The sequence below is a fragment of the Nocardioides sp. Soil_C_8 genome (assembly GCF_057656315.1).
In genome coordinates, this window is record NZ_JBDGKQ010000001.1 from 642634 (window position 1) to 668354 (window position 25721).

Sequence of the window (25721 nt, forward strand, 5' to 3'; positions counted from 1 at the left end):
CGCGTGGTCGGAGTACATCCTTCGACCCTAGCCAGCCGAGCCGCATCCCACGATGATGTGACCCCCGCCACACGCATCGACCCACCCGAGGAGCCGGAGATGACCGCGACCGAGACCGCCCCCGACGTCCTGGCAGTGCGGGAGGAGTACGAGGCACGCATCCTCGGGCTGCACATGCCGGCCACCGTGCGGCAGGCCGCGGAGACCTACGGCGACGCACCGGCCTTCTCCGACCGGTTCGACGTGCCCGAGGGCGAGACGTGGTCGACGATCTCCTGGACCGAGACGTGGGGCCTCACCCGTCGGGTCGCCGCCGCCCTCATCGACCTCGGCGTCGAGCCGGGCGATCCCGTGGCGATCATGGCCGCCAACCGCACCGCGCACACCCTCGCCGACTACGGCGCGATGACCGCGGCCGCCGTGCCGATGTCGATCTACAACACCCTCGCGCAGGACCAGGTCGCCTTCATCGCGGGCGAGTCGCGCCCGGTCGTGGTGGTGCTCGAGGACCACGACCGCTACCAGCGCTGGGAGCGGGCGCTCGACGAGGTCGACTCCATCCGCCATCTCGTCATGCTCTCCGACGCCGACCGCGTCGACGACGCGCGCGTCATGACCTGGGCCGACCTCCTCGCCCGCGGCGAGGACACCAGCGGGGTCGACGAGCGCATGGAGCGGATCACCCCCGACCTCCCGGCGACCTTCCTCTACACCTCCGGCACGACGGGCAACCCCAAGGGCGTCGTCCTCACCCACCACAACGTCATGTACGAGGCGGTCTCCACCCTCGACGCGGGCGGCCTCCACGGTCCGCAGCGCACGATCAGCTACCTGCCGCTCGCCCACATCGCCGAGCGGATCCTGGCGACGTACGCTCCCCCGTTCCTGGGCAGCCACGTGCACGCCATCCCCGACCCGGCCGGCCTCCTCGGCGCACTGGGCGAGGTGCACCCGACCGCGTTCTTCGGCGTCCCGCGCGTGTGGGAGAAGATCAAGACCGGCATCTCGGCCAAGCTCGCCGAGGACCCCGACCCCGCCAACCAGAAGCTGGTCACCGACGCGATGGCGGCCGGCCTGGCGTGGACGCAGGCCCACGAGCACGGCAACGAGATGACGCCCGAGGTCGAGGAAGCCTTCGCGAAGGCCGACGAGGCGATCCTGGGCTTCCTGCGCCTCCTGCTCGGCCTCGACCAGGTGCAGTGGGCCGCCAGCGCCGCCGCGCCCATGCCGCTGGAGGTCGCGAAGTTCATGGGTGGCCTCGGCCTGCGGGTCTACGACGTCTACGGCATGACCGAGACGACCGGGGCCTTCACCTCCAACGGACCCGACGGCTTCAAGCTCGGCACCGTCGGCCGGCCCAACCCCGGCATCGAGGTGCGGCTCGCCGAGGACGGCGAGATCCTGTGCCGCGGCCCGGTGAACACGCCCGGCTACTACAAGCAGGAGGCCGCGACCCGCAACCTGCTCGACGAGGACGGCTGGGTCCGCACCGGCGACATCGGCACGGTCGACGAGGACGGCTTCTACTCGGTCGTCGACCGCAAGAAGGAGCTGATCATCACCTCGGCCGGCAAGAACATCGCACCCTCCAACATCGAGAACTACCTCAAGGAGTCGCCGATCGTCGGCCACGCCATGGCGCTCGGCGACGACCGCTCCTACGTCGTCGCGATCCTGACCCTCGACGGCGAGATCGCCCCGCTGGTCGCGGCGAAGATGGGCGTGGACTACACCGACCTCGCCGACCTGTCGACCAAGCCGGAGATCCGCGCCATGGCGCAGGCGGCGGTCGACAAGGCCAACGAGCGGCTCTCACGTCCCGAGCAGGTCAAGGCCTGGGAGCTGCTGCCCGACGAGTGGACCGCGGAGTCCGAGGAGCTCACGCCAACGCTCAAGCTCAAGCGCCGCGTCGTGAAGACGAAGTACGCCGACGTGGTGGACAAGCTCTACACGTGACCTCCGACGCTCGACCCCTGCACGTCTTCGACGCTCGACCCCTGCACGTCTTCGACGTCGAGGCCCACCGCGGCGGTGCGGGCCTCTGGCCGGAGAACACGCTCGAGGCCTTCGGCCGGGCCCTCGCGCTCGGGGTCTCCACGCTCGAGCTCGACGTCCACCTCACCGCGGAGGACGACGTCGTGGTCCACCACGACCCGACCGTCCACGGCGGCCTCGCCGACGCCAGGCGGATCCGCGAGCTCACCCGGGCCGACCTGCCGCCCACCATGCCGCTGTTGCGGCAGGTCGCCGCGCTCCTCGACGAGCGCGGCGCCGACCCGGTGCGGGTCAACCTCGAGATCAAGTACGACGCCCTCGACGCCAGCGGCCTCACCACCCGCGAGGCGTTCGTCGAGCGGGTCGTCGACGCCCTGCGCGTCGACGGCCTCGTCCCCCGCACGAGCATCCAGTGCTTCGACTGGGGCGTGCTGGACCGGGTCGGCGAGGCCGAGCCGGCCATCTCGCGCAACCTGCTGGTGTCGCCGAAGTACCTCCGGGGTGCCGACGGCGCCCAGTCGCCGTGGTTCGACGGCCTCGCGGTCGACGAGGACTTCGTCGTCACCGCCGCCCGGCAGGGCTTCACGGCGATCTCGCCGATCCACGGGTCGCCGTTCCGCTCGGGCGTGGCCGACCCGGCGTACCGCCCCTTCACGACGGAGGCGCTGGTCGACGCGGCCCACGCCGCGGGGCTGGCGGTCGTCCCCTACGTCGTCGACGACGAGGACACCCAGCGCCACCTCGTCCGCCTCGGCGTCGACGGGTTGATCACCAACCGCCCCGACCGGCTCCGCGACGTGCTCGCCGGAGAGGGCGGCGAGCTCCCGCCCGCATTTCCCGGCGGCGCAGGCAACCTCCCACCCGTCAGGAGCGTCTCCCCGACATGACCACCTCCCGCCGCGCGGCGTCCCGCGCCACCCCGGTCGCCACCGCAGCACTCGGCCTCGTCGCCGCGTTGTCCCTGGCGTCCCCGGCGTCCCCGGCGTCCCCCGTGACCTCGGCGACCTCCACCAACACCGACGCGGCCACCACCAGCCGCTCGGCTCCCACCACCGTCCTCGACGCCCGCGGCCTCGAGCAGGGAGATCCCCCGGCGGTCCGCTGGAGCGAGCGCCGGGGCGGGCGCACGGTGATCCACGGCACCGGCGGCGCCACGACCCCGGCGCCCAACCGTCTCGACCAGCTCGCGCCGATGGGCTCGGGCTACGTGATCCAGACGATCGGCGCCGGCGGCTCGACGACCCGCTGGCTCGGTGCCGACGGCACCAGGGGCGAGCGATCGTGGCGGACGGGACACGGCCTGGCGGTCTCGGCCCGGGGCAAGGCCGTGGCCTTCGCGGGCAAGGGCGGCCGGGTCTGGTCCATCGACGAGTCCGGCGACCGCGTGCTGCGCTTCAACCCCGTCCCGATCACCGGGAAGGGACGGGCGGTCGCGCTGTTCGGCGAGGACTGCAAGGAGAGCTCGACCAGCAACGGCTGCGCGGTCTACGTCAACGGCCCCCACCGCGCCTACTACACGTCCTCGCACGGCATCGTCGACCGCGTGCCGCGGTTGCGGCTCACCTCGACCGGCCGTGGGCGGTGGGTCGGCGGCATCACCTCGCTCAGCGACTTCGGCTCGTGCAGCGCGATGCTCCGCAGCTGGAAGGTGAGGTGGCGGACCTGCGACAACCAGCTGTCCGACATCAGCCCGGACAACCGCCACGTCCTCGGCACCCCGGCGTACGCCGACGGCTTCGGCCCGAACGTCCTCGACGTCCTCTCGACCGCCGACGGCTCGGTGGCCCGGTCCTTCACCTCCGCCCGCAACGGCCGCTCGGCGACGTACTTCGACGAGGTCTGGGAGGACGCCGGCCACGTGCTCGTCGTGACCTACCAGGCCGACCGGTGGGCGGTCGTCCGGCTCGGAGTCGACGACGGCTCCATGGAGTACGCCGTCGCGCCGCGTCGCGGGACGATGGACCTGCGGGCACCGTTCCAGCTGCAGACCCGCTGACTCCCGGGGGGTCGTCGCGGGCCGGACCCTGTCTAGACCTCAGGGCTATTACCGATGCACGATGTCGGACCACCCTGCTCCACTGGAAGGCATGCACCGACAGATCGCAGGCGCCCTGACCGGCCGTGTGACGAAGTGGGTCGTCCTGGTGGCGGTCCTGGCGCTCACCGGGATCATGGCGACCTTCTCGGCCAAGCTCACCTCGGTCCAGAACAACGAGGCCTCCTCGTGGCTGCCGGAGTCCGCGGAGTCGACCCAGGTCCTCGAGGAGCTGTCGGAGACGGTCGACCCCAACGACATCCCGACGCTGGTGGTCTACCACCGTGACGGCGGGCTGACGGAGGACGACCTCGCCCAGGTCGAGGCCGACGGCCCGGAGATCGCGAAGATCGACGGCATCACCGACCAGGGCGTGCTGACGCCTGCGGCCGCGGAGGCGGCCGCCGCCCAGGGAGCGCCCGTGCCGACGCTGGTCTCCGAGGACGGGGAGGTGGCCTACCTCTACTTCGTGCTCAACTTCGGGGCCAACGGCTGGAACGACATCCCCGAGGCAGCCGACCAGATCCGTGACATCGCCACGCTCGACGGTGGCGAGGTCCACCTCGCGGGCTACGGCGGCCAGGCCGCCGACTCCGCCGAGGCCTTCGAGGGCATCGACACCAACCTCATCTTCGCCACGCTCGCCGTCGTGATCGTGATCCTGCTGTTCACCTACCGCAGCCCGATCCTCTGGCTGCTCCCGATCCTCTGCGCGGTGTCGGCCAACTTCATCGCGACCGGTCTGGTCTACCTCCTCGCCAAGTACGCCGACCTCACGGTCAACGGCCAGAGCCAGGCCATCCTCAGCATCCTGGTGATCGGGGCCGGCACCGACTACGCGTTGCTGCTCGTCGCCCGCTACCGGGAAGAGCTCCGCCGTCACGAGGACCGACACGATGCGATGGCGTTCGCGCTGCACCGCGCCGCACCGGCGATCTTCGCCAGCGCGGCGACCGTCGCCGTGGGCATGCTGTGCCTGTCGTTCGCCGACCTGAACTCCACCGCCGGCCTCGGCCCGGTCCTGGCCATCGGCGTCGCCGTGACCATGCTGGTGATGATCACGCTGCTGCCGGCGCTGCTCGTGATCTGCGGCCGCTGGGTCTTCTGGCCCAAGCGCCCCGCCTACCGCAGCGCCGAGCCCACCGCCAACGGATTCTGGGCCCGCGTCGGTCGCACGATCAGCCACCGCCCGCGCCGGGTCTGGCTCACGACCACCGGTCTCCTGCTGCTCGCCTGCCTCGGCCTGTTCCGGCTCGACGCGTCCGGGCTCTCCACCGAGGACACCTACACCAAGGAGTTCGACTCCATCAAGGGCCAGGCGCTGCTCGCCGACCACGGCCTGGCCGACAACTCCAACACGATCCAGGTCGTCACCAACGCCGACCAGGCCGCCGACGTCGCGGCGTCGCTCGAGGACGTCGAGGGTCTCGGCGCCCCGGGCGAGGTGCAGCCGATCTCCGGCGGCCGGGTGTGGTTCGAGGCGACCATCGACGCCGACATCTCCTCCAGCACCGCGGCCGACATCGTGGAGTCCAGCCGCGAGGCCGTCCACGGGGTGGAGGGCGCCGACGCACTCGTCGGAGGCGGTGCCGCGTTCTACCTCGACACCAAGATCGCCTCCGAGCGCGACAGCAAGGTCATCATGCCGCTGGTCCTGGGCGTGGTGCTCCTGATCCTGATCGGGCTCCTGCGGGCGGTGGTCGCGCCGCTGATCCTCATCGCGACCGTCGTGCTGTCGTTCGGCGCCGCCCTCGGCATCTCGGCACTGCTCTTCGAGTACGTCTTCGGCTTCGCCGGGTCCGATCCCGGGTTCCCGCTGTTCGCCTTCGTGTTCCTCGTGGCGCTGGGCATCGACTACAACATCTTCCTGATGACGCGGGTGCGGGAGGAGACCGTCACCTACGGCACCCGCAAGGGCTCGCTCATCGGCCTGGCCTCCACCGGAGGCGTGATCACGTCCGCCGGCATCGTCCTGGCCGCCACATTCCTGGTGCTGGGATCGCTGCCGCTGGTGTTCCTCGCCGAGCTGGGCGTGGCCGTCGCGCTCGGCGTCATGCTGGACACGCTGGTCGTCAGGTCCGTCCTCGTCACGGCGATCAACCTCGACCTGGGCGGCAAGATCTGGTGGCCGAGCAAGCTCGACTCGGCCGACACCCCGCTCACCGAGAGCGAGGCGGAAGCGCCGCTGGAGACCGTGCACTAGCGGTCACTGCGCCAGCGTCAGGACCTCCGCGCCGTCCTCGGTGATGGCGATCGTGTGCTCGCTGTGCGCGGTGAGGCAACCGGTGGCGCTGCGCAGCGTCCAGCCGTCCTCGTCGGTGACCAGCTCGTCGGTGTCGGCCATGATCCACGGCTCGAGCGCCAGCAGCAGGCCCGGGCGGAGCTTGTAGCCGCGGCCCGGTCGCCCGTCGTTGGACACGTGCGGGTCCTGGTGCATCGTCGTGCCGATGCCGTGGCCGCCGAACTGCATGTTGATGGGGTAGCCCGCGTCGCCGAGGACCGTGCCGATCGCGTGGGACAGGTCACCGATCCGGGCTCCCGGACCGGCAGCGGCGATGCCGGCCGCCAGTGCCCGCTGGGTGGTCTCGATCAGCTCGACGCTCCCCGCCGGGCGGCTCTCCCCCACCACGAAGCTGATGGCGGAGTCGGCGGCGACGCCGTCGAGGCGGACCGCGAGGTCGAGGGTCAGGAGGTCGCCGTCCGCCAGCCGCTGGTCGCGCGGGCGTCCGTGGAGCACGGCGTCGTTGACGGCCGTGCAGACGTAGTGACCGAACGGTCCCCGGCCGAAGGACGGGGCGTAGTCGACGTAGCAGGACTCGGCGCCGGCCTCGCGGATCATCTCGGCCGTCCAGCGGTCGAGGTCGAGCAGGTTCGTGCCGACCGCGCTGCGCGAGCGCAGCGTCTGGAGGATGTGGGCCACGAGGGCGCCGGTCCGGCGGGCTCGGTCGACCTGGGCCGGGGTGAGGATCTCGATCATCGTCGAACCATCATCGCAGGCCCAGCCTCCCGCACTGCCGGCGCGTGTCACCGTCGCACAGGTCGTCGAGGGTGAGGATCCCCTCCGCCACCAGCACCGAGGTGAGGGAGTCGACGGTGACCTCGCGATCCTGGTAGAGCCAGGACTCCACGCCGTCGACGTCGACGCCGCCCTCGACCGGCTCGTCGGCGAGGAAGGCGACGGCCAGGTCGGCGGCACGGTCGCTCATCGGTCCCGTCGGGACGTAGGTCATCGACTTCTCGTCACCGCGGACCACGTCGCGGGCCGCCTCCACGTCCGAGCCCGTCCGGCTCGGCACCGGACCGCTCTCGAGGCCGACGAAACGGTCCGAGCCCGGGACGACCTCGCCGAGCGAGACGACGGGGAGCTCGCCGCTGGTCAGGGTGCTGAGGTCGTCGGGGTCGACCGGCACCACGACGACCACGTCGGCCGAGTCGGCCTGCGCCTGCCGGGCCTGGCTCTTCTGGGTGGCGGCGTCGCCCTCGGCGTCGTACACCCGCACGCGGCACTCGTCGCAGGTCGACTCCACGCGGTCGGTGAGCCGGTCGACGTCGACCGCGCGGGACGAGGCGTCGGTGCCGTCGGCCACGAGGACCGCGACCGTGGGTTCGTCGCCGACACAGCCCGACATCAGCGGGGCGACGAGGAGGGCGGCGGTGAGGAGTCGTGCGCGGAACATCCCGAGGAGGCTATCGGCTCGTCGCCGCCGTCACGGCGTCGGCGGCCCCTGTCATCCGGCGAGCCGCGCGCCGACGCCGACGAGCGCCGTGCCGAGGGCGGCGACCGGGTCCACGAAGAGCGGCTCGAGCGCGATCTCCGCGGCCCCGAGCAAGGACGAGTCCGACCCGAGCCCCGGCAGGGTCAGGGTCACCGACTCGAGCGGGGCGGGCAGCGCCCGGTCGGCGAGACCGGCCTCGACCTCGGGTCCGACGAGCGCGTAGAGGGAGCGGAAGTAGCCCCCGAGCACCACCTGGCGGGGGTTGAACACGTTGACGATGCTGGCGAGCCCGTGCCCCAGCGCAGTCCCGGTGGCGCGCAGGGCCGGTGACGGCTCGCCGAAGCCGGCGAGCACCTCGTCGAGCTGGGCGACCTTGTCGACCGGGCAGTGGATGGCCTCGGCGATGGCGTGCGCGCCGACCTCGGTCTCCCAGCACCCCCGGTTGCCGCAGTGGCACTCGCGCCCCGCCGGGTTGAAGCGGAGGTGGCCCACCTCGCCGGCGTACCCCCCGGCGCCCTCGAGCCGGACGCCCGCGGTGATGACACCCGCACCGACGCCGACGTTGCCCGAGACGTAGATCAGGTCGTCCACGCCGACGGCCACCCCGCGGACGTGCTCGGCGAGCGCGCCGAGGTCGGCGTCGTTGGCGATCGACACCGGCACGTCCAGGCCGAGCGCTGCCAGGACGATGCCCCCGAAGGAGACGTCGTGCCACTCGAGGTTGGGCGCGAGCCGGATCAGGCCGTCGCTGCTGCGCACCAGGCCGGGGACGCTGATCCCGATGCCGACCAGCTGCGCGGCGTCGGGCACGTCCTCGACCACGCAGCGGATCAGCCCGGCGACGGCCGCGCCCACCTGCCACGCCTCGCCGTCGCTGCGCACCGGCGCCTGCGCGCGCTGGAGCACGCGACCACCCAGTCCGATCCGCGCCACGACCGCCCGGTCCACGCCGAGGTCGACCGCGATGACGAACGGGCCCTGCGCGGCGATGCGGACGCCGGCCGAGGGACGGCCGGCGCCCTGGCGCGGCGCCCCCTCGGCCGGGAGCACCCGCTCGGTGATGCCCAGCGCCTCCAGCTCGTTGACGAGCGCGGCGATGGTGCTGCGGTTGAGGCCCATGAGGCCGGTCAGCTCGGCGCGCGAGATCTGACCGGCTCCGTGGACGTGCCGCAGGACGGTCCCGAGGTTGTGGCGACGCGCGAGCTCCTGGTTGGTCCCCAGGCCCGCGCGTCGGCGGGTGACCACGTCGTTCCCTACACGCCGGCCGAGGAGCGGCGGCGGCGCGAGATGGCGTCGACGCTCGCGGCGAGCAGGAGGACCCCACCCGTGACCAGGAAGTTGATGTAGCTCGCCTGGTTGAGCAGCCCGAGGCCGTTGGGGATCGTCGCGATCACCAGGCCGCCGATCACCGCGTCGATCGCCCGACCCCGGCCACCGAAGAGGCTGGTGCCGCCGATGACGGCCGCACCGACGGCGTACAGCAGCTCGTTGCCGCCACCGGAGCCCGGCGACACCTTGCCGGTGTACGACGCCGCGAGCAGGCCGCTGAGGGCTGCCATCGACGAGCAGATGATGAAGCCGGCGATCTTGACGCGGTTGACGTTGATGCCGGCCCGGCGAGCGGCCTCGGCGTTGCCGCCGACGGCGTAGAGGTGCCGGCCGAAGCGGGTGCGGCCGAGCACGAAGGTCCAGAACAGCAGCAGCACGACCACGACCGGGAGCACCCACGGGATGCCGCTGATGTTGAACAGCGCCGGGTTGGGCGCGCGGTTGGCGCTGAGCAGGGCGGTGACACCGAGCACGACCGCGCCGAGCACGACGATCCGGATGATCACCAGGCCCAGCGGTCGGTGGACGAGGCCCTTCGAGGACAGGGTGCGGTAGCTCCACAGCGAGAGCGCGGCATAGCCGACGACGATCAGGATCGCCGCGATCCAGCCCGCGGTCACCGGGACGTTCTTGATCGAGAGGCCGCGCAGCACCTCGTCGTTGAAGCGCAGCGAGCCGCCCGAGCCGATGAGCTTCAGCGGGATGGCCTGCAGGGCGAGGAAGAACGCGAGCGTCACGACGAAGGACGGGATCCCCAGGAAGGCGACCAGGGAGCCGATCGCTAGTCCGATCAGCGCTCCGGCGGCGACGCCGGCCAGGGTCGCTGCCCACCACGTCCAGTCGTAGTCGATGAGCATCAGCGCGATGATCGTGGCGCAGGCGCCACCGGCCACACCGGCCGACAGGTCGATCTCGCCCAGCAGCAGGACGAAGACGATGCCCATCGCGAGCACGATGATCGAGCCGGCCTGGATGACCAGGTTGGCCATGTTGTACGTCGTCAGGAAGCGGTCGTGCAGCGAGCTGAAGACGATGAACAGGAAGACGAGGCCGAGGATGGCGGGCAGGGAGCCCATGTCGCCGCCGCGCAGGCGGTCGAGGTAGTCGCGCGCCGAGTCCCTGATGGTCGCGGCCTGCGCGTTGTCGTTGTCGAAGCCGGCGGGGGCCGGGGATCCGGCGTCCGAGGGACCCGTGCTGGTGGCGGTGCCTGAATCAGTCATGGTGAGGTCTCCAGTCCTTCTCAGACGGACGCGGTCGCGGGGTTCTCGGAGATGCCGAGGTCGCCGGAGCGCCCGGCGGTGATCAGCTCGACGACCTGGCTGTGGTTGACGTCCTTCGCGGGGACGTCGGCGGCCACGCGGCCGAGGTAGAGCGCGGTGATCCGGTCGGCGACCTCGAAGACGTCGCCCATGTTGTGCGAGATCAGCACGACGCCGAGTCCGCGGTCGGCCAGGCGGCGCACGAGGTCGAGCACCTGCCGCGTCTGGGCGACGCCGAGGGCGGCGGTGGGCTCGTCGAGGAGGACGACCTTGGAGTTCCAGAGGACAGCCTTCGCGATCGCGACCGTCTGGCGCTGGCCGCCGGAGAGGCTGGCGACGCTCTGTCGCACGGACTTCACAGTGCGCACCGACAGGGACGAGAGGGTCTCGCGGGCGCGTGACTCCATGGTGATCTCGTCGAGACCGACGCCCTTCTTCTCCTCGCGGCCGAGGAACATGTTCTGGACGATGTCGAGGTTGTCGCAGAGGGCGAGGTCCTGGTAGACGACCTCGACGCCGAGGCCGGCCACGTCACGCGGGCCGTGCACCTCGACCTTGTTGCCGTCGAAGAAGTAGTCACCGCTGTCGCGGCCGTAGATGCCGGCGATGATCTTGACGAGCGTCGACTTGCCGGCGCCGTTGTCGCCGACCAGGGCGGTCACCTGTCCGGGGTAGACGGCGAAGTCGACGTCGTGGAGCACGTGCACCACGCCGAAGCTCTTGTTGACGCCGCGCAGCTCGAGCAGCGGTTGAACCATGGTCCCACTTCCGATCAGCAGAATTTGTTGTACGAGAGGACGGGGGACGACGCCCAGGCCGGTGGTCCGGCCCGGGCGTCGTCACCGCCGAGGTCAGGCGGTCGGGGTCGGGATCAGGAGATCCCGGCCTCGGTGCACAGGTCGGCGAACTTGCCGGTGCACACGTCCTCGGCCTTCTGGCCACCGTCGTCGATCACGTCGCCGACGTTGTCCTTGGTGATGGCCTGCGGCTCCAGCAGGATCGAGGGGACCTCGCTGTCGTCGGAGGAGTCGACCGTGGTGCCGGTGGTCTCGGCCTCGTCGCCGTTCACCAGCGCGATGGCGGCGTCGGCCAGCGCACCGGCCTCCTGCGTGGCGGACTTGTAGACCGTCATGCACTGGGTGCCGGCGAGCACGTTCTGAAGGCCCTCGACGGTGGCGTCCTGGCCGGTGACCGGGACCTTGCCGGCCTGGCCGTTGCCCTCCAGGATGCTGATGGCCGCGCCACCGAGACCGTCGTTGGCGGCGAGGACACCGTCGACCTTGCCGTCCGCAGCGGTGTAGAGCTGCTGGAAGATCGTGGCCGCCTCCTCGTTGTCCCAGTCCGGGACCGCCTGCTCACCGACGACGGTGTAGTTGCTCATCCCGTCGAGCACGCTGTGCGCGCCCTCGGCGAAGAGGGTGGCGTTGTTGTCGGTGGGCGAGCCGTTGAGGTAGACGATGTTCGCCTTCTTGTCGCCGAGGCAGTCCGCGAGGCCCTGGCCCTGCAGCTCGCCGACGACGGTGTTGTCGAAGGAGACGTAGTACTCCGCCGAGCCACCGAGGGTGAGGCGGTCGTAGTCGATGGTCGCGACGCCCTGGGACTTGGCCTTCTCCTGGATGGCCGCGCCGGACTCGGAGTCCAGGTTGACGATCGCGAGGACGGTGACGCCGTTGCCGATCATGGTGTCGGCGATCTGGGTCATCCGCTCGGCGTCGCCCTCGGCGTTCTGGATGTCGTAGTCGACGCCTGCCTCGTCGAAGGCCGCTTCGAGGGCCGGACGGTCCGCGCTCTCCCACCGCACCGAGGACTCGGTGTCCGGCAGGATCACGCCGATCTTGCCGCTGCTCTCCGAGCTGCCGCTGTCGCTGCTGCCGCTGTCGCTGCCGCTGTCACTGTCGTCGCTGCCACAGGCAGTCAGTGCCATCGACAGGCCGAGCAGGGGGACGAGGACCAAACTGTGCTTCCGCTTCACGCGAACCGCCTCCTAGCGATCTGTCGTACGTCGGCTGCCGCTCACCGCGGAGGCGCGTACATATGTTGTCCCACGCAACATATGGAGTGACCACCGTCACGTCCAGATCGCCGCCGCCGCTGTTGCCGGTTCGTTACCAAACCGGGCGTTGCAGGCCGCTCTGGACTGGACCACCCGCGCACCCCGGCGACTAGCGTGAGCCCATGACCGGCCTCGACGTGTCCGCCCCGCCCGTCCCGCGGTCCGAGGAGGTGCTCACCCCCGAGGCGCTGGCCTTCGTGGCCGACCTCGACGCCCGCTTCCACGAGCGTCGCGACGAGCTGCTGGCGGCGCGCCGGAGCAGGCGCCTGGAGATCGCCCGGACCGGCCGCCTCGACTTCCTGCCCCAGACGGCCCACGTGCGCGACTCCGAGTGGACGGTGGCGCCCGTGCCCGCGGACCTGCGCGACCGGCGCGTCGAGATCACCGGCCCGACCGACCCGAAGATGGCGATCAACGCCCTCAACTCGGGCGCGCGGGTCTGGCTCGCCGACCTCGAGGACGCCAACACCCCACACTGGCGCAACGTCGTGGGCGGCCAGCTGACCCTGCGCGACGCGGTCCGCGGACGCCTCGCGTTCACCTCGCCCGAGGGCAAGCAGTACGCCGTCGCCGACCCCGCGAGCTCGCCGGTGGTCCTCCCCCGCCCCCGCGGCTGGCACTTCGACGAGGCCCACCTGACCGCTGCCGGCCGGCCCGTGGTCGCCGCCCTCGTCGACTTCGGCCTGCACTTCTTCCACAACGCGCGCGAGCTCCTGGCCGCCGGCAGCGGTCCCTACTACTACCTGCCCAAGATGGAGTCGCACCTCGAGGCGCGCCTGTGGGACGACGTCTTCACCCACGCCGAGGCAGCGCTCGGGGTGCCGCACGGCTCGGTGCGGGCGACCGTCCTGATCGAGACCATCACCGCCGCCTTCGAGATGGACGAGATCCTCCACGAGCTGCGCGACCACGCGGCGGGACTCAATGCCGGCCGCTGGGACTACCTGTTCAGCATCATCAAGAACTTCCGCGACGCCGGGCCCGGCTTCACGCTCCCGGACCGCAACGCGGTGACCATGGCCGCCCCGATGATGACCGCCTACAGCGACCTCCTCGTGCGGACGTGCCACCGACGCGGCGCCTTCGCGATCGGCGGGATGGCGGCGTTCATCCCGAGCCGGCGCGACCCCGAGGTCAACGAGCGCGCCTTCGCCAAGGTGCGCGAGGACAAGACCCGCGAGGCCCGGGCCGGCTTCGACGGCTCGTGGGTGGCCCACCCCGACCTCGTGCCGCTGTGCCAGGAGGTCTTCGACGGCGTGCTCGACGGGCGCGACAACCAGCTCGACGTGCTCCGGGACGACGTGTCGGTCTCCGCGACCGACCTGCTCGCGGTCGGCGAGACGCCCGGCGAGCGCACCGAGGCGGGGCTGCGCGGCAACGTGCGGATCGGCATGCAGTACCTCCACGCGTGGCTGTCCGGCAACGGCGCCGCCGGCATCGACAACCTGATGGAGGACGCGGCGACCGCCGAGATCTCCCGCTCCCAGGTGTGGCAGTGGGTCTTCAACGAGGCGACCCTCGACACGGGCGAGGTGGTCACGCGCGAGCTCGTCGAGCGGCTGGTGGCCGAGGAGCACGACGCCCTCGGCGGTGCGGTCGACGACGACGCCCGTCGGCTCTTCGTCGACTGTGCCCTGGGCGACGACTTCCCCGACTTCCTCACCCTGCAGGCGTACGACGTCCTGCTGGCGCGGGGCGACTGACCGGGCGACCGACCGGGCGACTGACCGGACGGACGAACCCGCCGGAGGCCACCTGGTCGCCGCCGACCCACACGTCGGCGACGTCGGCGTCACCCGCGAGGGCGAACACCTTGCCGAGGGCCTCCTCCGGCGACCCGGCGTGTCGCAAACCGATGTCGAGCGCGGTGCCGACCGGCGGCCGCACGCAGATCGCGTCGAACTGCTTGCCGGGGCTCAGGTCGCCGGTGACGTCGCCGAGCCCGAGCGCCGCAGCACCCGCCGCTGTGCTGAGGTGCAGGAGGTGGCCCGCGGCCAGCGGCAGCCCGTCGGCGCCGAGCAGGTGCTGCAGGAAGTAGGCCTGCAGCCCCTCCTTGAAGATCGAGAAGCCGGTGCCCGCGCCGACGTCGCTGCCCAGCGCGACGCGCACGCCGGCCGCGACGTGGCGCCGCAGCGAGAACATCCCCGAGCCGAGCGCCGCGTTGCTCGTCGGGCAGTAGGCCACCGCCGTCCCGCGGGCCGCGAGCACGTCGAGCTCGGCGTCGGTGGGGTGCACGTTGTGGGCCAGCACCGAGCAGCCACCGAGCAACCCGTGGTGGTCGTAGGTGTCGACGTAGTGGTCGCGGTGCGGGAACTGGTCGGCGACGGTCGCGACCTCGGCATTGTTCTCGTTGACGTGGGAGGTGAAGCAGGCGCCGTCGACCACGGCGAGGACGTCGGCGCACGCGGCGAGGATCGCGTCGGAGGCCGAGAGCGCGAAGCGCGGCGTGACGGCGTAGCGGAGACGCTCCCGGTCGTGCCAGTCAGCCGCGAGCCGGACGGACTCGTCGTGGGAGCGCTCGGGCGTCGTCAGCAGCGGCTCGGGCAGGACGCGGTCGCTGACCACGAGTCCGCTGGTCATCCGCAGTCCGTAGCGCTCGGCCTCGGCGAAGAGCGCGTCGACCGCGGGCGCGAAGTGGGACCCGAAGACGAGCGACGTCGTCGTCCCTGCGGCGATGAGGCCGGCGACGAGCTCGGCGGCCACCGTGGCGGCGTACGACGTCGAGGCGAGGCGCTCCTCCTCCGGCAGGGCGCACCGCTCGAGCCACTCGAGCAGCGGCATGCCAAGCGCGCCGATCACCCGCACCTGGGGGAAGTGGACGTGGGTGTCGACCAGCCCGGGCAGCAGCAGGCCCGAGCGGAGGTCGATGACGGGCGCGTCGGGGCGTGCGGCCGCCACCGCGGCGAAGGCGCCCCGGTCGGTGATCACCCCGTCGTCGGCGACGGCGAGCCCGAGGTCGTCGTCGTAGCGGAAGGCCGGGCCGCTCGTGGTGAACGGGTCGTCGGGGGCGTCGTAGGCGCGGGCCCGGTAGACGACCCCGGCCCCGCTCATCCGGGGTCCCCGCGGTGTTGTTCGGGGGAGCGAAGCGGCGGAGAAGAACGCCGTGGGGTGGTCCTCATGCGGTGGTCCGGGCGCGGTCGGCGGCCAGGAGGTCCATCAGCTCGGCGACGACGGAGACCGCGATCACGGCCGGCACCTTGCTGGTGGCCGACGAGGGGGTGGTGGCCAGCCCGATCGGGCAGCGGATCCGGTCGATGGTCGCGTCGTCGTGCCCCTCGACCGCGAGGCCGCTGCGGAACCGGGCCCACTTCGCGGTCGAGCCGATCAGCCCGACCGACCCGAGGTGGGTGCAGCGCAGCGCGGCGTCGCACAACGCGAAGTCCTCGGCGTGGTCGTGGGTCATCACCAGGACGTGGGTGCCGGGCGGGACCGCTCCGAGCGCGAGCTCCGGGACCGGCGAGTGGTGCACCCGCACCCGCGCCTCGCCATCCGTCGGCAGCGCCAGGCGCTCCTCGGTGAGCAGGCCGGAGCGTGAGTCGACGAGGTGGAGGTCGAGGTCGTGGGCGGCGAGGATCCGGGCGAGCTGGAGACCGACGTGGCCGACCCCGAAGATCGCCACGGACCCCACCACCGGCAGCGGCTCGAGCAGCAGGGTGACCTCGCCACCGCAGCACTGGCGACCGTGGTCGGTACGGGCCTTGTCGGTCAGGCCGAGCACGATCTGCTCGGGCGCGTCGGTCCCCTCGTCGATCATCGTCCGGGCGCGGACGAGGGCGGTCTCCTCGAGGTTGCCGCCGCCGACGCTGCCCCACGCCCCCTCCGCCGCGACGACCATCTTGGCGCCGGCGTCGCGTGGGGCGTGCCCGCGCACGTCCGCGATCGTGACCAGCACGCCGGGGAGCCGCTGCTCCCGCAGCCGCTCGACTGCTCCCAGCCAGTGCACGTCAGGCCTCCCCCGCCGCGTGGGCCGCCCGCTCGGACTCCGGGTGCAGCGCCGGCGCCGCCGGGTCGGGTCGGTCGGGCACCGCTCCCGGCAGGCCCTCGACGACACCCCCGGGAGCGTGGGCGGGGGCCGCGGCGCGGGCGCGCTCCGCCGCCCAGAAGACCGCCTCGGGCGTGGCCGGGGAGGCGAGGTCGACGCTCGTGCCCTCCGGCCCGAACGCCGCGACCGCCTCGCGCAGCGCCTCACGGACGGCGAACGCCAGCATGAGCGGCGGCTCGCCGACCGCCTTCGACCCGTAGACCACGCCGTCCTCGTGCGCCTGCTCGAGCAGCGCGACGTGGAGCTCGTCGGGCAGCTCGCCGAGGCTGGGGAGCTTGTAGGTGCTGGCGGACTGCGTGGTGAGCCGCCCGCGCCCGGGACCGTCGGACTCGTCCCACCGCAGGTCCTCCATCGTCAGCCAGCCCACCCCCTGCACGAAGCCGCCCTCGACCTGGCCGAGGTCGACGAGCGGGGACAGGCTGTCGCCGACATCGTGCACGATGTCGACCCGCAGCGTGCGGTGGGCACCGGTGAAGCCGTCGACCTCCACCTCCGCCGCGGCGACGCCGTAGGCGAAGTACTTGAACGGGTGGCCGCTCATCTGCGTGGAGTCCCAGTGGATCCCCTCGGTCCGGTAGAAGCCGGCCGCCCACAGCTGCACCCGGCTGAAGTAGGCCTCGCGGACCAGCTCCTCCCAGGCCAGGCCGCGTCCCGCGTCGACCTCGCGCAGGCGCGCCAGGACCTGCTCGCAGGCGTCCTTGACCGCACCGCCGTTGAGGTCGGCGCTCGAGCTCGCCGCGGTCGCGGAGGTGTTGGGGACCTTGTCGGTGCGGGTGGGCGCCACGCGGACCCTGGCGAGGGGAACCCCGAGGGTGGTCGCCGCGACCTGGAGCATCTTCGTGTGCAGGCCCTGGCCCATCTCGGTGCCGCCGTGGTTGATCAGCACCGAGCCGTCCTTGTAGACGTGCACCAGCGCGCCGGCCTGGTTGAAGGCCGTGAAGTTGAAGGAGATGCCGAACTTCACCGGCGTCACCGCGAGGCCGCGCTTGCGGTGGGGGTTCGCCGCGTTGAAGGCCGCCACCTCCGCGCGACGGCGTACGACGTCCCCGCTGGCGAGCACCTGCTCCCACGCAGCCACGGCCCGTTCGGGGTGGCGGACCACCTGCCCGTAGGGGGTGGCCTGGCCCTCGACGTAGAAGTTGCGTCGGCGCAGGTCGACGGGGTCGATCCCGAGCAGCGGGGCGCAGCGGCCCAGGACGTCCTCGACCACCAGCATCCCCTGCGGCCCGCCGAAGCCGCGGAACGCGGTCTGGGAGGTCTTGTGGGTGCGCGCCACCCGGCCGTGGAGGAGCACGTGCGGGATCCAGTAGGCGTTGTCGACGTGGCACAGCGCCCGCGCCAGCACCGGCTCGCTGAGGTCGAGGCTCCAGCCGCCGTCGGAGGTGAGGGTCGCCTCGAGCGCGGTCAGCCGTCCGTCGCCGTCGAATCCGACCCGCCACTGGGCGTGGAAGCCGTGGCGCTTGCCGGTCATCGTCATGTCGTGGGTGCGGCTCAGCCGCAGCCGCACGGGCCGGCCGGTGAGGACGGCGCCGAGCGCGGCGACGGCGGCGAACCCGTGGGGCTGCATCTCCTTGCCCCCGAAGCCGCCACCCATCCGCAGGCACTGCACGGTCACGTGGTGGCTGTCGAGGCCGAGCACGTGCGCGACGATCTCCTGCGTCTCGCTCGGGTGCTGCGTGCTGCTCTGCACGAACACCTGGCCGCCCTCGTCGACGAGCGCGAGCGAGGCGTGCGTCTCGAGGTAGAAGTGCTCCTGCCCGGCCATCTCGGTGACGCCGCTGAAGACGTGGGTCGCGCCCGCCAGTCCGGCCTCGACGTCACCACGTGCGACGACCGGCCGACCTCCCTGGAAGTGCTCGGCCTCGATCGCCTCGGCCAGCGACACGATCGCGGGGAGAGGCTCGTAGTCGACCTCGACCGCAGCGGCGCCACGGCGTGCGGCCTCGAGGGTGTCGCCGAGCACCCAGCAGACGGCGTGCCCGACGAACATCACGACGTCGGGGAAGAGCGGCTCGTCGTGCTTGACCCCGGCGTCGTTGATGCCGGGCACGTCCTCGGCCGTCAGCACCCGGACGACCCCGGGCACGGCGAGCGCCGCCGTCGCGTCGACGCGGGTGACCCGGGCGTGCGGGTGGGGCGAGCAGACCGGGTGGGCGTGCAGCACGTGCGGCGTGCGGTGCACCAGGTCGTCGGTGTAGAGCGCGCGGCCGGTGACGTGGAGGGCGGCGCTCTCGTGCGGCAGGGCGAGGCCGACGACCGCGTCGTCGGGGCGCTCGGACAGGTGGCTCACCGGGACTGCTCCTCGTCCCACTCCTCGTACCACTCCTCGTCCCACCAGGCCCTGAGCGCGTTGCCCAGCATCGCCGAGCGGTAGGCGGCGCTGGCCCGCTGGTCGTCGATCGGCGTGCCCTCCCCCGCCAGCACGCGCGACGCCGCCTCGACCGTGTCCGCCGTCCACGGCCGTCCCTCCAGGGCGGCCTCGGTGGCACGGGCGCGCAGGGGCGTCGCGGCCACCCCGCCGAGGCCGATGCACGCCCTCGCGACCGTCCCGTCGACGACGTCGAGGGCGGCAGCGACGGCAACGCTGGAGATGTCGTCGTAGCGCCGCTTGGCGATCTTGCGGAACGTGGTGTGCGCGGCGAGGGGCGTCGGCACCCGCACCGCCCGGATCAGCTCGTCGGCCCGCATGACCGTCTCGCGGTAGCCGGTGAAGAAGTCGGCCAGGGCGACCTCCCGGTCGCCGGAGGCCGAGGCGAGCACCAGCGTCGCGTCGAGGGCGAGCAGGACGGGGGCGAGGTCACCGATCGGCGACGCCGTCGCGAGGTTGCCGCCGACGGTGGCGCCGTTGCGGATCAGCGGCGAGGCGAAGAGCGGCCAGACCTCCGCGAGCAGCGGCACCGTGTCGCCCAGCGCGGCCTCCACCTCGCTGAGGGTCAGCGCGGCACCGATCTCGACCGTGCCGTCTATAGAGAGCCCGCGCAGCTCGGGCAGCCGGTCGACCGCGACGAGGTACGACGCGCGGCGACCGCGCAGGTTGGCCTCCACCCCCCAGTCGGTCGACCCGGCGACCACCACGGCGCCCGGGTGCTCCGCCAGCAGAGACAGGGCCTCGGGGAGGTCGGCGGGACGGGCGAACCCCTCGACCCGGGTCGGCACCGCCGCGGGCGCGGGACGCCCCTGCCGCTCGGCCAGGAGGTCCCCGGGTGCGGGGCTGCCGAGGGCGCGAGCAGCGTCGCGGATCGGGCGGTAGCCGGTGCAGCGGCAGAGGTTGCCGGCGATCGCGTGCAGGTCGAAACCCTCGACCCCTGCGTCGGGCCGGTAGTACTCCGCGGCCATCGCGCAGGCGAAGCCGGGCGTGCAGTAGCCGCACTGGGAGCCGCCGGCGGCCGCCAGCCCGGCCTGGACGGGGTGCAGCTGCTCCGGCGTGCCGAGGCCCTCCGCGGTGACCACCTCCTGGCCGTCGAGCGCGAGGGCCGGCACCAGGCAGGAGTTGACCGGGGTCCAGCGGCTGCCGGCACCCTCGGGTCGGGCGACCATCACCGCGCAGGCGCCGCACTCCCCCTCCGCGCAGCCCTCCTTGGCGCCGGTGAGCCCGATCCCGCGCAGGAAGTCGAGGGCGTTGGTGTGGGTGGGCGTGCCGGCGAGCGGGCGCGGCTGCCCGTTGACGGTGACCTGCGGATCCGGCACGTGCTCTCCCCTCGGGCAAGCCGAACGTTGCATGGTTCAGGGAGTCACGGGCCGCCGGTTGTCCATGCCGAACGACGACCTGCCAGCAGCCATCCTACGTGACCCGGGTCACATCGTCAGTCACATCGCTCTCACGCCGGGGTGGACCTCGGGTGGAGGCGCGGGTGCCGGTTGACGTCCTTGTAGAGCAGGTAGCGGAACCGGCCCGGGCCGCCGGCGTAGCAGGCCTGCGGGCAGAACGCGCGCAGCCACATGAAGTCGCCGGCCTCGACCTCGACCCAGTCCTGGTTGAGCAGGTAGACCGCCTTGCCCTCCAGGACGTAGAGGCCGTGCTCCATCACGTGGGTCTCCGGGAACGGGATCGCTCCCCCGGGCTCGAAGGACACGATGTTGACGTGCATGTCGTGCCGCACGTCGAGCGGGTCCACGAAGCGCTGGGTGCCCCAGGCGCCGTCGGTGTCGGGCATCGGCTCGACGGCGACGTCGTCCTCGTGGACGACGAACGGCCCCGGGACCTCGACGCCGTCCACCCGCTCGTAGGCCTTGCGGATCCAGTGGAGGGCCAGTGGTTCGTCGCCGACGCCGCTGTTGCGCAGCGCCCAGGCCGTCGCCGGTGGCAGGAAGGCGTAGCTGCCCGGCGCGAGCGAGTGCGTCTCGTCACCGAGGGTCAGCGTCGCCCGCCCGCCCACGACGAACAGCACGGACTCCGCGTCAGGGTCGTCGTCGGGTCGTTCGCTCCCGCCGCCCGGCGCCACCTCGACGACGTACCAGGAGAAGGTCTCGGCGAAGCCGGACAGCGGTCGGGCGATGACCCAGAGCCGGGTGTCGTCCCAGTGCGGCAGGCGGCTGGCGACGATGTCGGTCATCGTGCCGCGCGGCAGCACGGCGTAGGCCTCGGTGAAGACCGCGCGACCGGACTGGCCGGTGGTGAGGTCGGCCTGCGGCGGCAGGCCGCCCCTCGGGACCCAGTACGTCATCGCAGCGGCACTCCTCTTCTCAGCAGCTGGCCGCGGGGCGGGCCCATCAGGTCGATCGACGCCCCTCGCAGCCAGGTCCGGCGCACGGTGCCGGTGAGCGTACGCCCGGCGTAGGGGGTGACCGGGTTCTTGTGGTGCAGCGCCGCCGCGTCGACGACCCACTCCTCCTCGGGCGCGAAGACGCAGAGGTCCGCATCACCGCCCACGGCGATCTCGCCCTTGCCGGCCAGCCCCACCCGGCGGGCAGGTGCCGTGGCCATCCAGCGCACCACGTCGGCGAGGGGCACCCCTCGTTCGCGGGCTCCCGTCCAGACGACCGGGAGGCCGAGCTGGAGCGAGGCGATGCCGCCCCACGCGTCGGCGAAGTCGCCGGTGTCGCGGAGCTTGAGGTCGGCGGTGCACGGCGAGTGGTCGGTGACGACGAGGTCGATGTCGTCCTCGACGAGCGCCTGCCACAGCGCGTCGCGGTTCGCCGCGCCGCGGATGGGCGGGCAGCACTTGAGCTCGGTCGCCCCGTCGGCGATCGCCGCGGCGTCGAAGTGGAGGTAGTGCGGGCACGTCTCGACGGAGACGTCGACCCCGTCGGCGCGGGCGGCCCGCAGCGCGGGCACGGCACCGGAGGCGCTGAGGTGCACGACGTGGGCACGAGCACCCGTGCGCCGGGCCGTCTCGACGACCAGCGCGATCGCCCGCTCCTCGGCGGCGTCGGGCCGGCTGTCCAGGAAGCCGCGGTACGCCGTCCCGTGGGCGCACTCGGCGACCTCGGCGGCGTCCTCGGCGTGGACGACCATCAGCGAGCCGATCCGCGCCACCTCGGTCATGGCGTCGGCGAGCTCCACAGGTGAGAGGTGGGGGAACTCCTCGACGCCCGAGTCGAGGAGGAAGCACTTGAAGCCGAAGACCCCGGCGTCGTGCAGCGGCGCGAGGTCGGCGACGTTGCCCGGGACCGCGCCACCCCAGAAGCCGACGTCGACCCACGCCTGGCCGCTCGCGACCTCGCGCTTCACCTCCAGCGCGGCGACCGTCGTGGTCGGCGGGATGCTGTTCAGCGGCATGTCGACGATCGTCGTCACCCCGCCTGCTGCGGCCGCGCGGGTCGCGCTGGCGAAGCCCTCCCAGTCGGTGCGGCCCGGCTCGTTGACGTGCACGTGGGTGTCGACGAGGCCCGGCAGCAGCACCTCGTCGTCGGCGAGCTCGTGGACGGCGGCGGCCTCCACCTCGGCGTCGCGCTCGTGGAGGGCGGTGACGACCCCGTCCGTCACCTCGACGGCGACGGCTCGCTCGGTGCCACCGACGACGGCACGCCGGGCGCGGACGACGAGGTCAGCTGCCACGGTAGGTCGAGTAGCCGTAGGGATTGAGCAGCAGCGGCACGTGGTGGTGCTCGTCCGCGGCGACGGTGAAGGCGACGACGACCTCGGGGTAGAACGCGGTGACGCCCGCGGCCGCGAACCAGGAGCCGGTGTCGAAGCGAAGGCGGTGGTCGCCGCGCGGCAGGTCGGCGGCGAGGTCGCCGACCCGGCCATCGGCGTCGGTCACACCGGTGGCGAGGACCGTGCCGTCCGCGGCTTCGAGGCTGACCCGGACCCCGGCGGCCGGACGCCCGGTCGAGGTGTCCAGGACGTGGGTGCTGAGCGACGCCATCAGGACGCTCCCTCCTGCTCCGTCTCCTCCACCAGCTGCCTCATCCGGAGCACCGCGATCTGGGTCAGCTGGTCGATCGTCGCGGCGCGCTCGAGCTCGTCGCTGTTGTCGAGGCGCTGGTGCAGGTGCTCGAGGATGTCCTCGCCACTGCGGCCCGCGGCCCGGACGATGAACACCCGGCCGAAGCGGTCCTCGTAGGCCCGGTTGCCCTCCTCGAGGCGCCGGGCCAGGTCGGCGTCGTCCCGGTCGACGCCGGACTGCTCGCGGGTGGAGTGGGCGGCGTCGTGCCGGTCCGCGTCGGCACGCTCCCCGATGCGCGGGTGCCGTGCGAGCGCCTGCTCGAGCTCGTCGTCGGAGATGGTCGCCGACGCCGCGACCATGCCTGCCTCGACCTGGCCGACGGTGTCGTAGGGCCGCCCGGCCAGCACCCGGTCGGCCCACTGCGGCGCGTCGAGGCAGGTGAGCAGCAGCCGGCGGCCGTCGTCGTCGGCGGCCGCGTTGAAGCCCGCGACGTTCACGGCGTCCCCTCCCGGAGCACCTCGGCCTCGATCAGCCCGTAGGGGCGGTCGGCCGCGATGAAGACCTCGCCGGGGTTGTCCAGGCCGAACGGCTCGAGGTCCACCAGGAAGTGGTGCTTGTTGGGAGCCGCGAACGCGATGCGGGTGATGTCCGGATGGACGGCGAGCACGGCCCGGCCCATCGCGTAGAGCGTCTCCTGCAGGGCCCTGCTGTAGGTCGTCGCGAACGTCTCCAGCAGCAGCGCCCGCACCGACTCGTACGTCGTGCTCCAGTCGGGCTGCGCGCCGGCCCGGTAGTGCCACTGCGCCCGGAGCGCGGTCGCGAGGATGCGGTCGTCGGCGTCGGGGAGCGTCGTGTACTCGTCGCGGAGGAAGCCCTTGAACTCCGAGCCGGTGGACTTCAGCACCACCAGGTCCTCGAGCCCGGATGAGACCGCGGCGCCCGCGGACGTCACCTCCACCGATGTGGTCCGGACCTCGCCGCCGCGGCGCACGAACGCGTGGTCGTGGCCGAAGCCGTTGACCGGGATCCGGTCCCACGCGTACTCCTCGACCCGCACCACGGCTCCCTCCGCCGCCGGCGTGGCCTCGAGCAGGCGGGTGCCGAGCGCGATCGCGTAGTCCTCGGGCGAGGCGATGCCGTGCCGCTTGGCGAACGCGAACGCCGTGTTCTTCTGGGTGTCGGTCGGCAGCACCTGCGACTGGTCGCCGTCGGTGTGCGCAGCGGCGAAGTCGCCGTGGAGCGACGTCGACACGTTGAGGTCGCGGATCTCGTGGCGCGCCGTGTCGCGCACGATGCGTACGACGCGCGACTCCGCCTTGCCGTAGCGGTTCGGTCCCAGCACGATGCCTGTCACTCTCGTCCTCCCGTCTCCGTGGCGCGGTGCGCCAGCCCGGCGAGCCGGCGTGCGTCCAGCCCGCTCCCCTCCGTCACCTCGTCCTGCGACACGGCGCCGCAGTCGATCCCGCGCAGCAGGAAGTCGGCGAGCGCGCGGGCCGTCGCCGGCTCGTCGAGGACGCCGGACTCCCGGCGCCCGACATAGGTCCGCAGCCGGCCCACCGCGGCCGCGAGCCCGTCGCGGTAGAACCCGAACGTCGCCGCGAACCGCGTCGGCAGCTGGGCGGGGTGGAGGTCCCACCCCTGGTAGTAGCCGCGCTCCAGCGAGCGGCGGACGAGCCGCAGGTGGTTGGCCCATGCGGCAGCCACCTCGTCCGCCCCGCCGACCGGCAGCACGTTGGTCGACCCGTCGGAGAGGCGTACGCCGGTGCCGGCCGCCGCGGCCTGCATGACGGCCTTGGCGTGGTCGGCGACGGGGTGCTCGAGGCTCTGGTGCGCGGCCGCGATGCCGCAGAAGGCCGAGTAGTCGTAGGTGCCGTAGTGCAGGCCGGTGCAGCGGCCGCCAGAGGCGTGCACCATGCGGGCGACGAGGGCGCTGCCGTCCGGGCCGAGGATCGACTGCGGTGTCTCGACCTGGATCTCGAAGCGCAGCGCGCCGTCCGCGAGACCGAGCCCGGACTCCAGCCGCGCAGCCACGTGGACCAGCGCCTCGACCTGCTCCACCGCGGTGACCTTGGGGAGCGTCACGACGAAGGTGCCGGGCAACGGGCCGTCCTCGACCAGCCCCGCCACGAACAGCGCGAGGGTGCGGAGCCCACGGCTGCGGGTGGGTGCCTCGAATCCCTTGAACCGGATGCCGGTGAAGGGGGCCGCGGTCCCGGCGTCGAGCGCGGCGCGCAGGTCCTTCGCCGCACGTCGTACGTCGCCGTCCTCCTCCTCGTCGGAGCGGGTGCCGTAGCCGTCCTCGAAGTCGATGCGCAGGTCCTCGACGGGCTCGCTCGCCAGCTTGGCGCGCACCCGCTCGACGAGGTCGCGGTCGCCGTCGACGAGCCCGAGCAGCCGGTCGCCGTGCTCGGCCACCGCGGCGAGGGCAGCGGCACCGTGGTCCGGGAGGAGGTCGGCGTGGAAGCGGTCGGCCGGGACGTACACCGTGTGCACGGGCTGGCGCCCCGCGCGCTCGCCCGGGTAGCGCGCCGCGAGCTGCGCGTCGACGATCGCCAGTCGCGTGTCGAGCTCGCTCGTCAGACCACCGACGAGGTGGTCGAGGCTCTCCATGGGGAGAGACCCTAGACCCGCGTCAGTGCGCCGGGGGGCGCTTCCGCTGCGGCGCCGGGCGGGTCGGGTCGTCGTCGGGCCGGTCGAAGTGCTCCGGCACGACGATGGGTCGCAGGCGCGCCCAGCCGATGAAGACCGCTGCGACCGCGATCAGCGCCAGCCCGGTCCACAGGTTGGCGTTGACGCCCCCGGTCTTCTCCAGCTCCGGGTCGGCGAAGATCCCGGCGAGCACCAGGATGATGCCGTAGAGGCCCATGAGCAGGCCGATGATGTTGCGGATGTCGAAGGCACCGGCCTTGTGCGGAGCGCCGGTGCTGCCGGACTTCCCGGACGTGTCAGTCGTGTCGGACATG

General features: G+C 72.5%; 22 protein-coding genes. 5 read left to right on the top strand and 17 right to left on the bottom strand.

Annotation, left to right across the window (positions count from 1 at the left end):
• Positions 1 to 99 precede the first annotated feature (99 nt).
• The 4 genes from AC3A3L_RS03195 (at position 100) to AC3A3L_RS03210 (ending at position 6233) form a co-directional block, all read left to right on the top strand.
• On the top strand, positions 100 to 1956 hold the full coding sequence (locus AC3A3L_RS03195) for an AMP-dependent synthetase/ligase (RefSeq protein ID WP_487638592.1): 1857 nt from the start codon (positions 100 to 102) through the stop codon (positions 1954 to 1956).
• Complete coding sequence (locus AC3A3L_RS03200; RefSeq protein WP_487638593.1) at positions 1953 to 2882, top strand: glycerophosphodiester phosphodiesterase family protein; 930 nt, start codon at positions 1953 to 1955, stop codon at positions 2880 to 2882. Before AC3A3L_RS03195 ends, AC3A3L_RS03200 begins: the two co-directional genes overlap by 4 nt.
• Positions 2879 to 3991, top strand: a complete 1113-nt coding sequence (locus AC3A3L_RS03205; RefSeq protein WP_487638594.1) for a hypothetical protein — start codon at positions 2879 to 2881, stop codon at positions 3989 to 3991. Before AC3A3L_RS03200 ends, AC3A3L_RS03205 begins: the two co-directional genes overlap by 4 nt.
• A 91-nt stretch (positions 3992 to 4082) precedes the next feature.
• Positions 4083 to 6233: an MMPL family transporter gene (locus AC3A3L_RS03210; protein WP_487638595.1), complete on the top strand. Its 2151-nt coding sequence runs from the start codon at positions 4083 to 4085 to the stop codon at positions 6231 to 6233.
• A 3-nt stretch (positions 6234 to 6236) separates the two neighbouring features.
• Here AC3A3L_RS03210 and map read toward each other — a convergent pair whose 3' ends face one another.
• The 6 genes from map to AC3A3L_RS03240 form a co-directional block, all read right to left on the bottom strand.
• On the bottom strand, positions 6237 to 7007 hold the full coding sequence (gene map, locus AC3A3L_RS03215) for a type I methionyl aminopeptidase (protein ID WP_487638596.1): 771 nt from the start codon (positions 7005 to 7007) through the stop codon (positions 6237 to 6239).
• 10 nt (positions 7008 to 7017) lie between these two features.
• Positions 7018 to 7707, bottom strand: a complete 690-nt coding sequence (locus tag AC3A3L_RS03220; RefSeq protein ID WP_487638597.1) for a hypothetical protein — start codon at positions 7705 to 7707, stop codon at positions 7018 to 7020.
• A gap of 51 nt (positions 7708 to 7758) precedes the next feature.
• On the bottom strand, positions 7759 to 8991 hold the full coding sequence (locus AC3A3L_RS03225; RefSeq protein WP_487638598.1) for an ROK family protein: 1233 nt from the start codon (positions 8989 to 8991) through the stop codon (positions 7759 to 7761).
• An 8-nt stretch (positions 8992 to 8999) separates the two neighbouring features.
• Positions 9000 to 10295 carry a sugar ABC transporter permease gene (locus tag AC3A3L_RS03230; RefSeq protein ID WP_487638599.1) on the bottom strand — a complete coding sequence of 432 codons (1296 nt, stop codon included), beginning with the start codon at positions 10293 to 10295 and terminating at the stop codon, positions 9000 to 9002.
• 20 nt (positions 10296 to 10315) lie between these two features.
• Positions 10316 to 11092, bottom strand: coding sequence for an ATP-binding cassette domain-containing protein (locus tag AC3A3L_RS03235; protein ID WP_487638600.1), 777 nt, complete (start codon positions 11090 to 11092; stop codon positions 10316 to 10318).
• A 113-nt stretch (positions 11093 to 11205) separates the two neighbouring features.
• Positions 11206 to 12306: a sugar ABC transporter substrate-binding protein gene (locus tag AC3A3L_RS03240; RefSeq protein WP_487638601.1), complete on the bottom strand. Its 1101-nt coding sequence runs from the start codon at positions 12304 to 12306 to the stop codon at positions 11206 to 11208.
• 203 nt (positions 12307 to 12509) lie between these two features.
• Between AC3A3L_RS03240 and aceB the strand changes: the two genes are divergently transcribed.
• Positions 12510 to 14090 carry a malate synthase A gene (gene aceB, locus AC3A3L_RS03245; RefSeq protein ID WP_487638602.1) on the top strand — a complete coding sequence of 527 codons (1581 nt, stop codon included), beginning with the start codon at positions 12510 to 12512 and terminating at the stop codon, positions 14088 to 14090.
• Here aceB and AC3A3L_RS03250 read toward each other — a convergent pair.
• From AC3A3L_RS03250 to AC3A3L_RS03300, 11 genes are all read right to left on the bottom strand, one after another.
• Positions 14047 to 15438, bottom strand: coding sequence for a guanine deaminase (locus tag AC3A3L_RS03250; protein ID WP_487638603.1), 1392 nt, complete (start codon positions 15436 to 15438; stop codon positions 14047 to 14049). The genes aceB and AC3A3L_RS03250 overlap by 44 nt on opposite strands.
• A 64-nt stretch (positions 15439 to 15502) precedes the next feature.
• A complete protein-coding gene (gene xdhC, locus AC3A3L_RS03255) occupies positions 15503 to 16330 on the bottom strand; it encodes a xanthine dehydrogenase accessory protein XdhC (protein ID WP_487638604.1) in 828 nt (275 codons plus the stop codon).
• Between the two features lies 1 nt (position 16331).
• Positions 16332 to 18719, bottom strand: a complete 2388-nt coding sequence (locus AC3A3L_RS03260) for a xanthine dehydrogenase molybdopterin binding subunit (RefSeq protein ID WP_487638605.1) — start codon at positions 18717 to 18719, stop codon at positions 16332 to 16334.
• Positions 18716 to 20116 (bottom strand): xanthine dehydrogenase small subunit, encoded by a 1401-nt coding sequence (locus tag AC3A3L_RS03265; RefSeq protein WP_487638606.1) that lies wholly within the window; start codon positions 20114 to 20116, stop codon positions 18716 to 18718. The genes AC3A3L_RS03260 and AC3A3L_RS03265 overlap by 4 nt, the downstream gene beginning before the upstream one ends.
• Positions 20117 to 20247: 131 nt before the next feature.
• The gene (locus AC3A3L_RS03270) at positions 20248 to 21093 is read right to left on the bottom strand and encodes a bifunctional allantoicase/(S)-ureidoglycine aminohydrolase (RefSeq protein ID WP_487638607.1); all 846 of its coding nucleotides are present in this window, start codon (positions 21091 to 21093) and stop codon (positions 20248 to 20250) included.
• Complete coding sequence (gene allB, locus AC3A3L_RS03275) at positions 21090 to 22427, bottom strand: allantoinase AllB (RefSeq protein WP_487638608.1); 1338 nt, start codon at positions 22425 to 22427, stop codon at positions 21090 to 21092. Before allB ends, AC3A3L_RS03270 begins: the two co-directional genes overlap by 4 nt.
• Entirely contained in the window at positions 22417 to 22737 is a 321-nt protein-coding gene (gene uraH / locus AC3A3L_RS03280; protein ID WP_487638609.1) for a hydroxyisourate hydrolase, read from the bottom strand. Before uraH ends, allB begins: the two co-directional genes overlap by 11 nt.
• Positions 22737 to 23255 carry a 2-oxo-4-hydroxy-4-carboxy-5-ureidoimidazoline decarboxylase gene (gene uraD / locus AC3A3L_RS03285; RefSeq protein WP_487638610.1) on the bottom strand — a complete coding sequence of 173 codons (519 nt, stop codon included), beginning with the start codon at positions 23253 to 23255 and terminating at the stop codon, positions 22737 to 22739. Before uraD ends, uraH begins: the two co-directional genes overlap by 1 nt.
• Positions 23252 to 24100, bottom strand: coding sequence for a factor-independent urate hydroxylase (gene pucL, locus AC3A3L_RS03290; protein WP_487638611.1), 849 nt, complete (start codon positions 24098 to 24100; stop codon positions 23252 to 23254). The genes uraD and pucL overlap by 4 nt, the downstream gene beginning before the upstream one ends.
• An 8-nt stretch (positions 24101 to 24108) precedes the next feature.
• Positions 24109 to 25368 (bottom strand): DUF6986 family protein, encoded by a 1260-nt coding sequence (locus tag AC3A3L_RS03295; protein ID WP_487638612.1) that lies wholly within the window; start codon positions 25366 to 25368, stop codon positions 24109 to 24111.
• Positions 25369 to 25390: 22 nt separating this feature from the next.
• Complete coding sequence (locus AC3A3L_RS03300; protein WP_487638613.1) at positions 25391 to 25720, bottom strand: hypothetical protein; 330 nt, start codon at positions 25718 to 25720, stop codon at positions 25391 to 25393.
• Position 25721 lies beyond the last annotated feature (1 nt).

Bases quoted from the DNA above. Each gene is read 5' to 3' on its own strand.
- AC3A3L_RS03270 (WP_487638607.1), bottom strand. From the start codon at position 21,093: ATGACGTACTGGGTCCCGAGGGGCGGCCTGCCGCCGCAGGCCGACCTC.
- aceB (WP_487638602.1), top strand. From the start codon at position 12,510: ATGACCGGCCTCGACGTGTCCGCCCCGCCCGTCCCGCGGTCCGAGGAG.
- AC3A3L_RS03235 (WP_487638600.1), bottom strand. From the start codon at position 11,092: ATGGTTCAACCGCTGCTCGAGCTGCGCGGCGTCAACAAGAGCTTCGGC.
- AC3A3L_RS03195 (WP_487638592.1), top strand. From the start codon at position 100: ATGACCGCGACCGAGACCGCCCCCGACGTCCTGGCAGTGCGGGAGGAG.
- AC3A3L_RS03250 (WP_487638603.1), bottom strand. From the start codon at position 15,438: ATGAGCGGGGCCGGGGTCGTCTACCGGGCCCGCGCCTACGACGCCCCC.
- uraH (WP_487638609.1), bottom strand. From the start codon at position 22,737: ATGGCGTCGCTCAGCACCCACGTCCTGGACACCTCGACCGGGCGTCCG.
- AC3A3L_RS03220 (WP_487638597.1), bottom strand. From the start codon at position 7,707: ATGTTCCGCGCACGACTCCTCACCGCCGCCCTCCTCGTCGCCCCGCTG.
- AC3A3L_RS03230 (WP_487638599.1), bottom strand. From the start codon at position 10,295: ATGACTGATTCAGGCACCGCCACCAGCACGGGTCCCTCGGACGCCGGA.
- AC3A3L_RS03295 (WP_487638612.1), bottom strand. From the start codon at position 25,368: ATGGAGAGCCTCGACCACCTCGTCGGTGGTCTGACGAGCGAGCTCGAC.
- map (WP_487638596.1), bottom strand. From the start codon at position 7,007: ATGATCGAGATCCTCACCCCGGCCCAGGTCGACCGAGCCCGCCGGACC.
- AC3A3L_RS03300 (WP_487638613.1), bottom strand. From the start codon at position 25,720: ATGTCCGACACGACTGACACGTCCGGGAAGTCCGGCAGCACCGGCGCT.
- AC3A3L_RS03205 (WP_487638594.1), top strand. From the start codon at position 2,879: ATGACCACCTCCCGCCGCGCGGCGTCCCGCGCCACCCCGGTCGCCACC.
- AC3A3L_RS03210 (WP_487638595.1), top strand. From the start codon at position 4,083: ATGCACCGACAGATCGCAGGCGCCCTGACCGGCCGTGTGACGAAGTGG.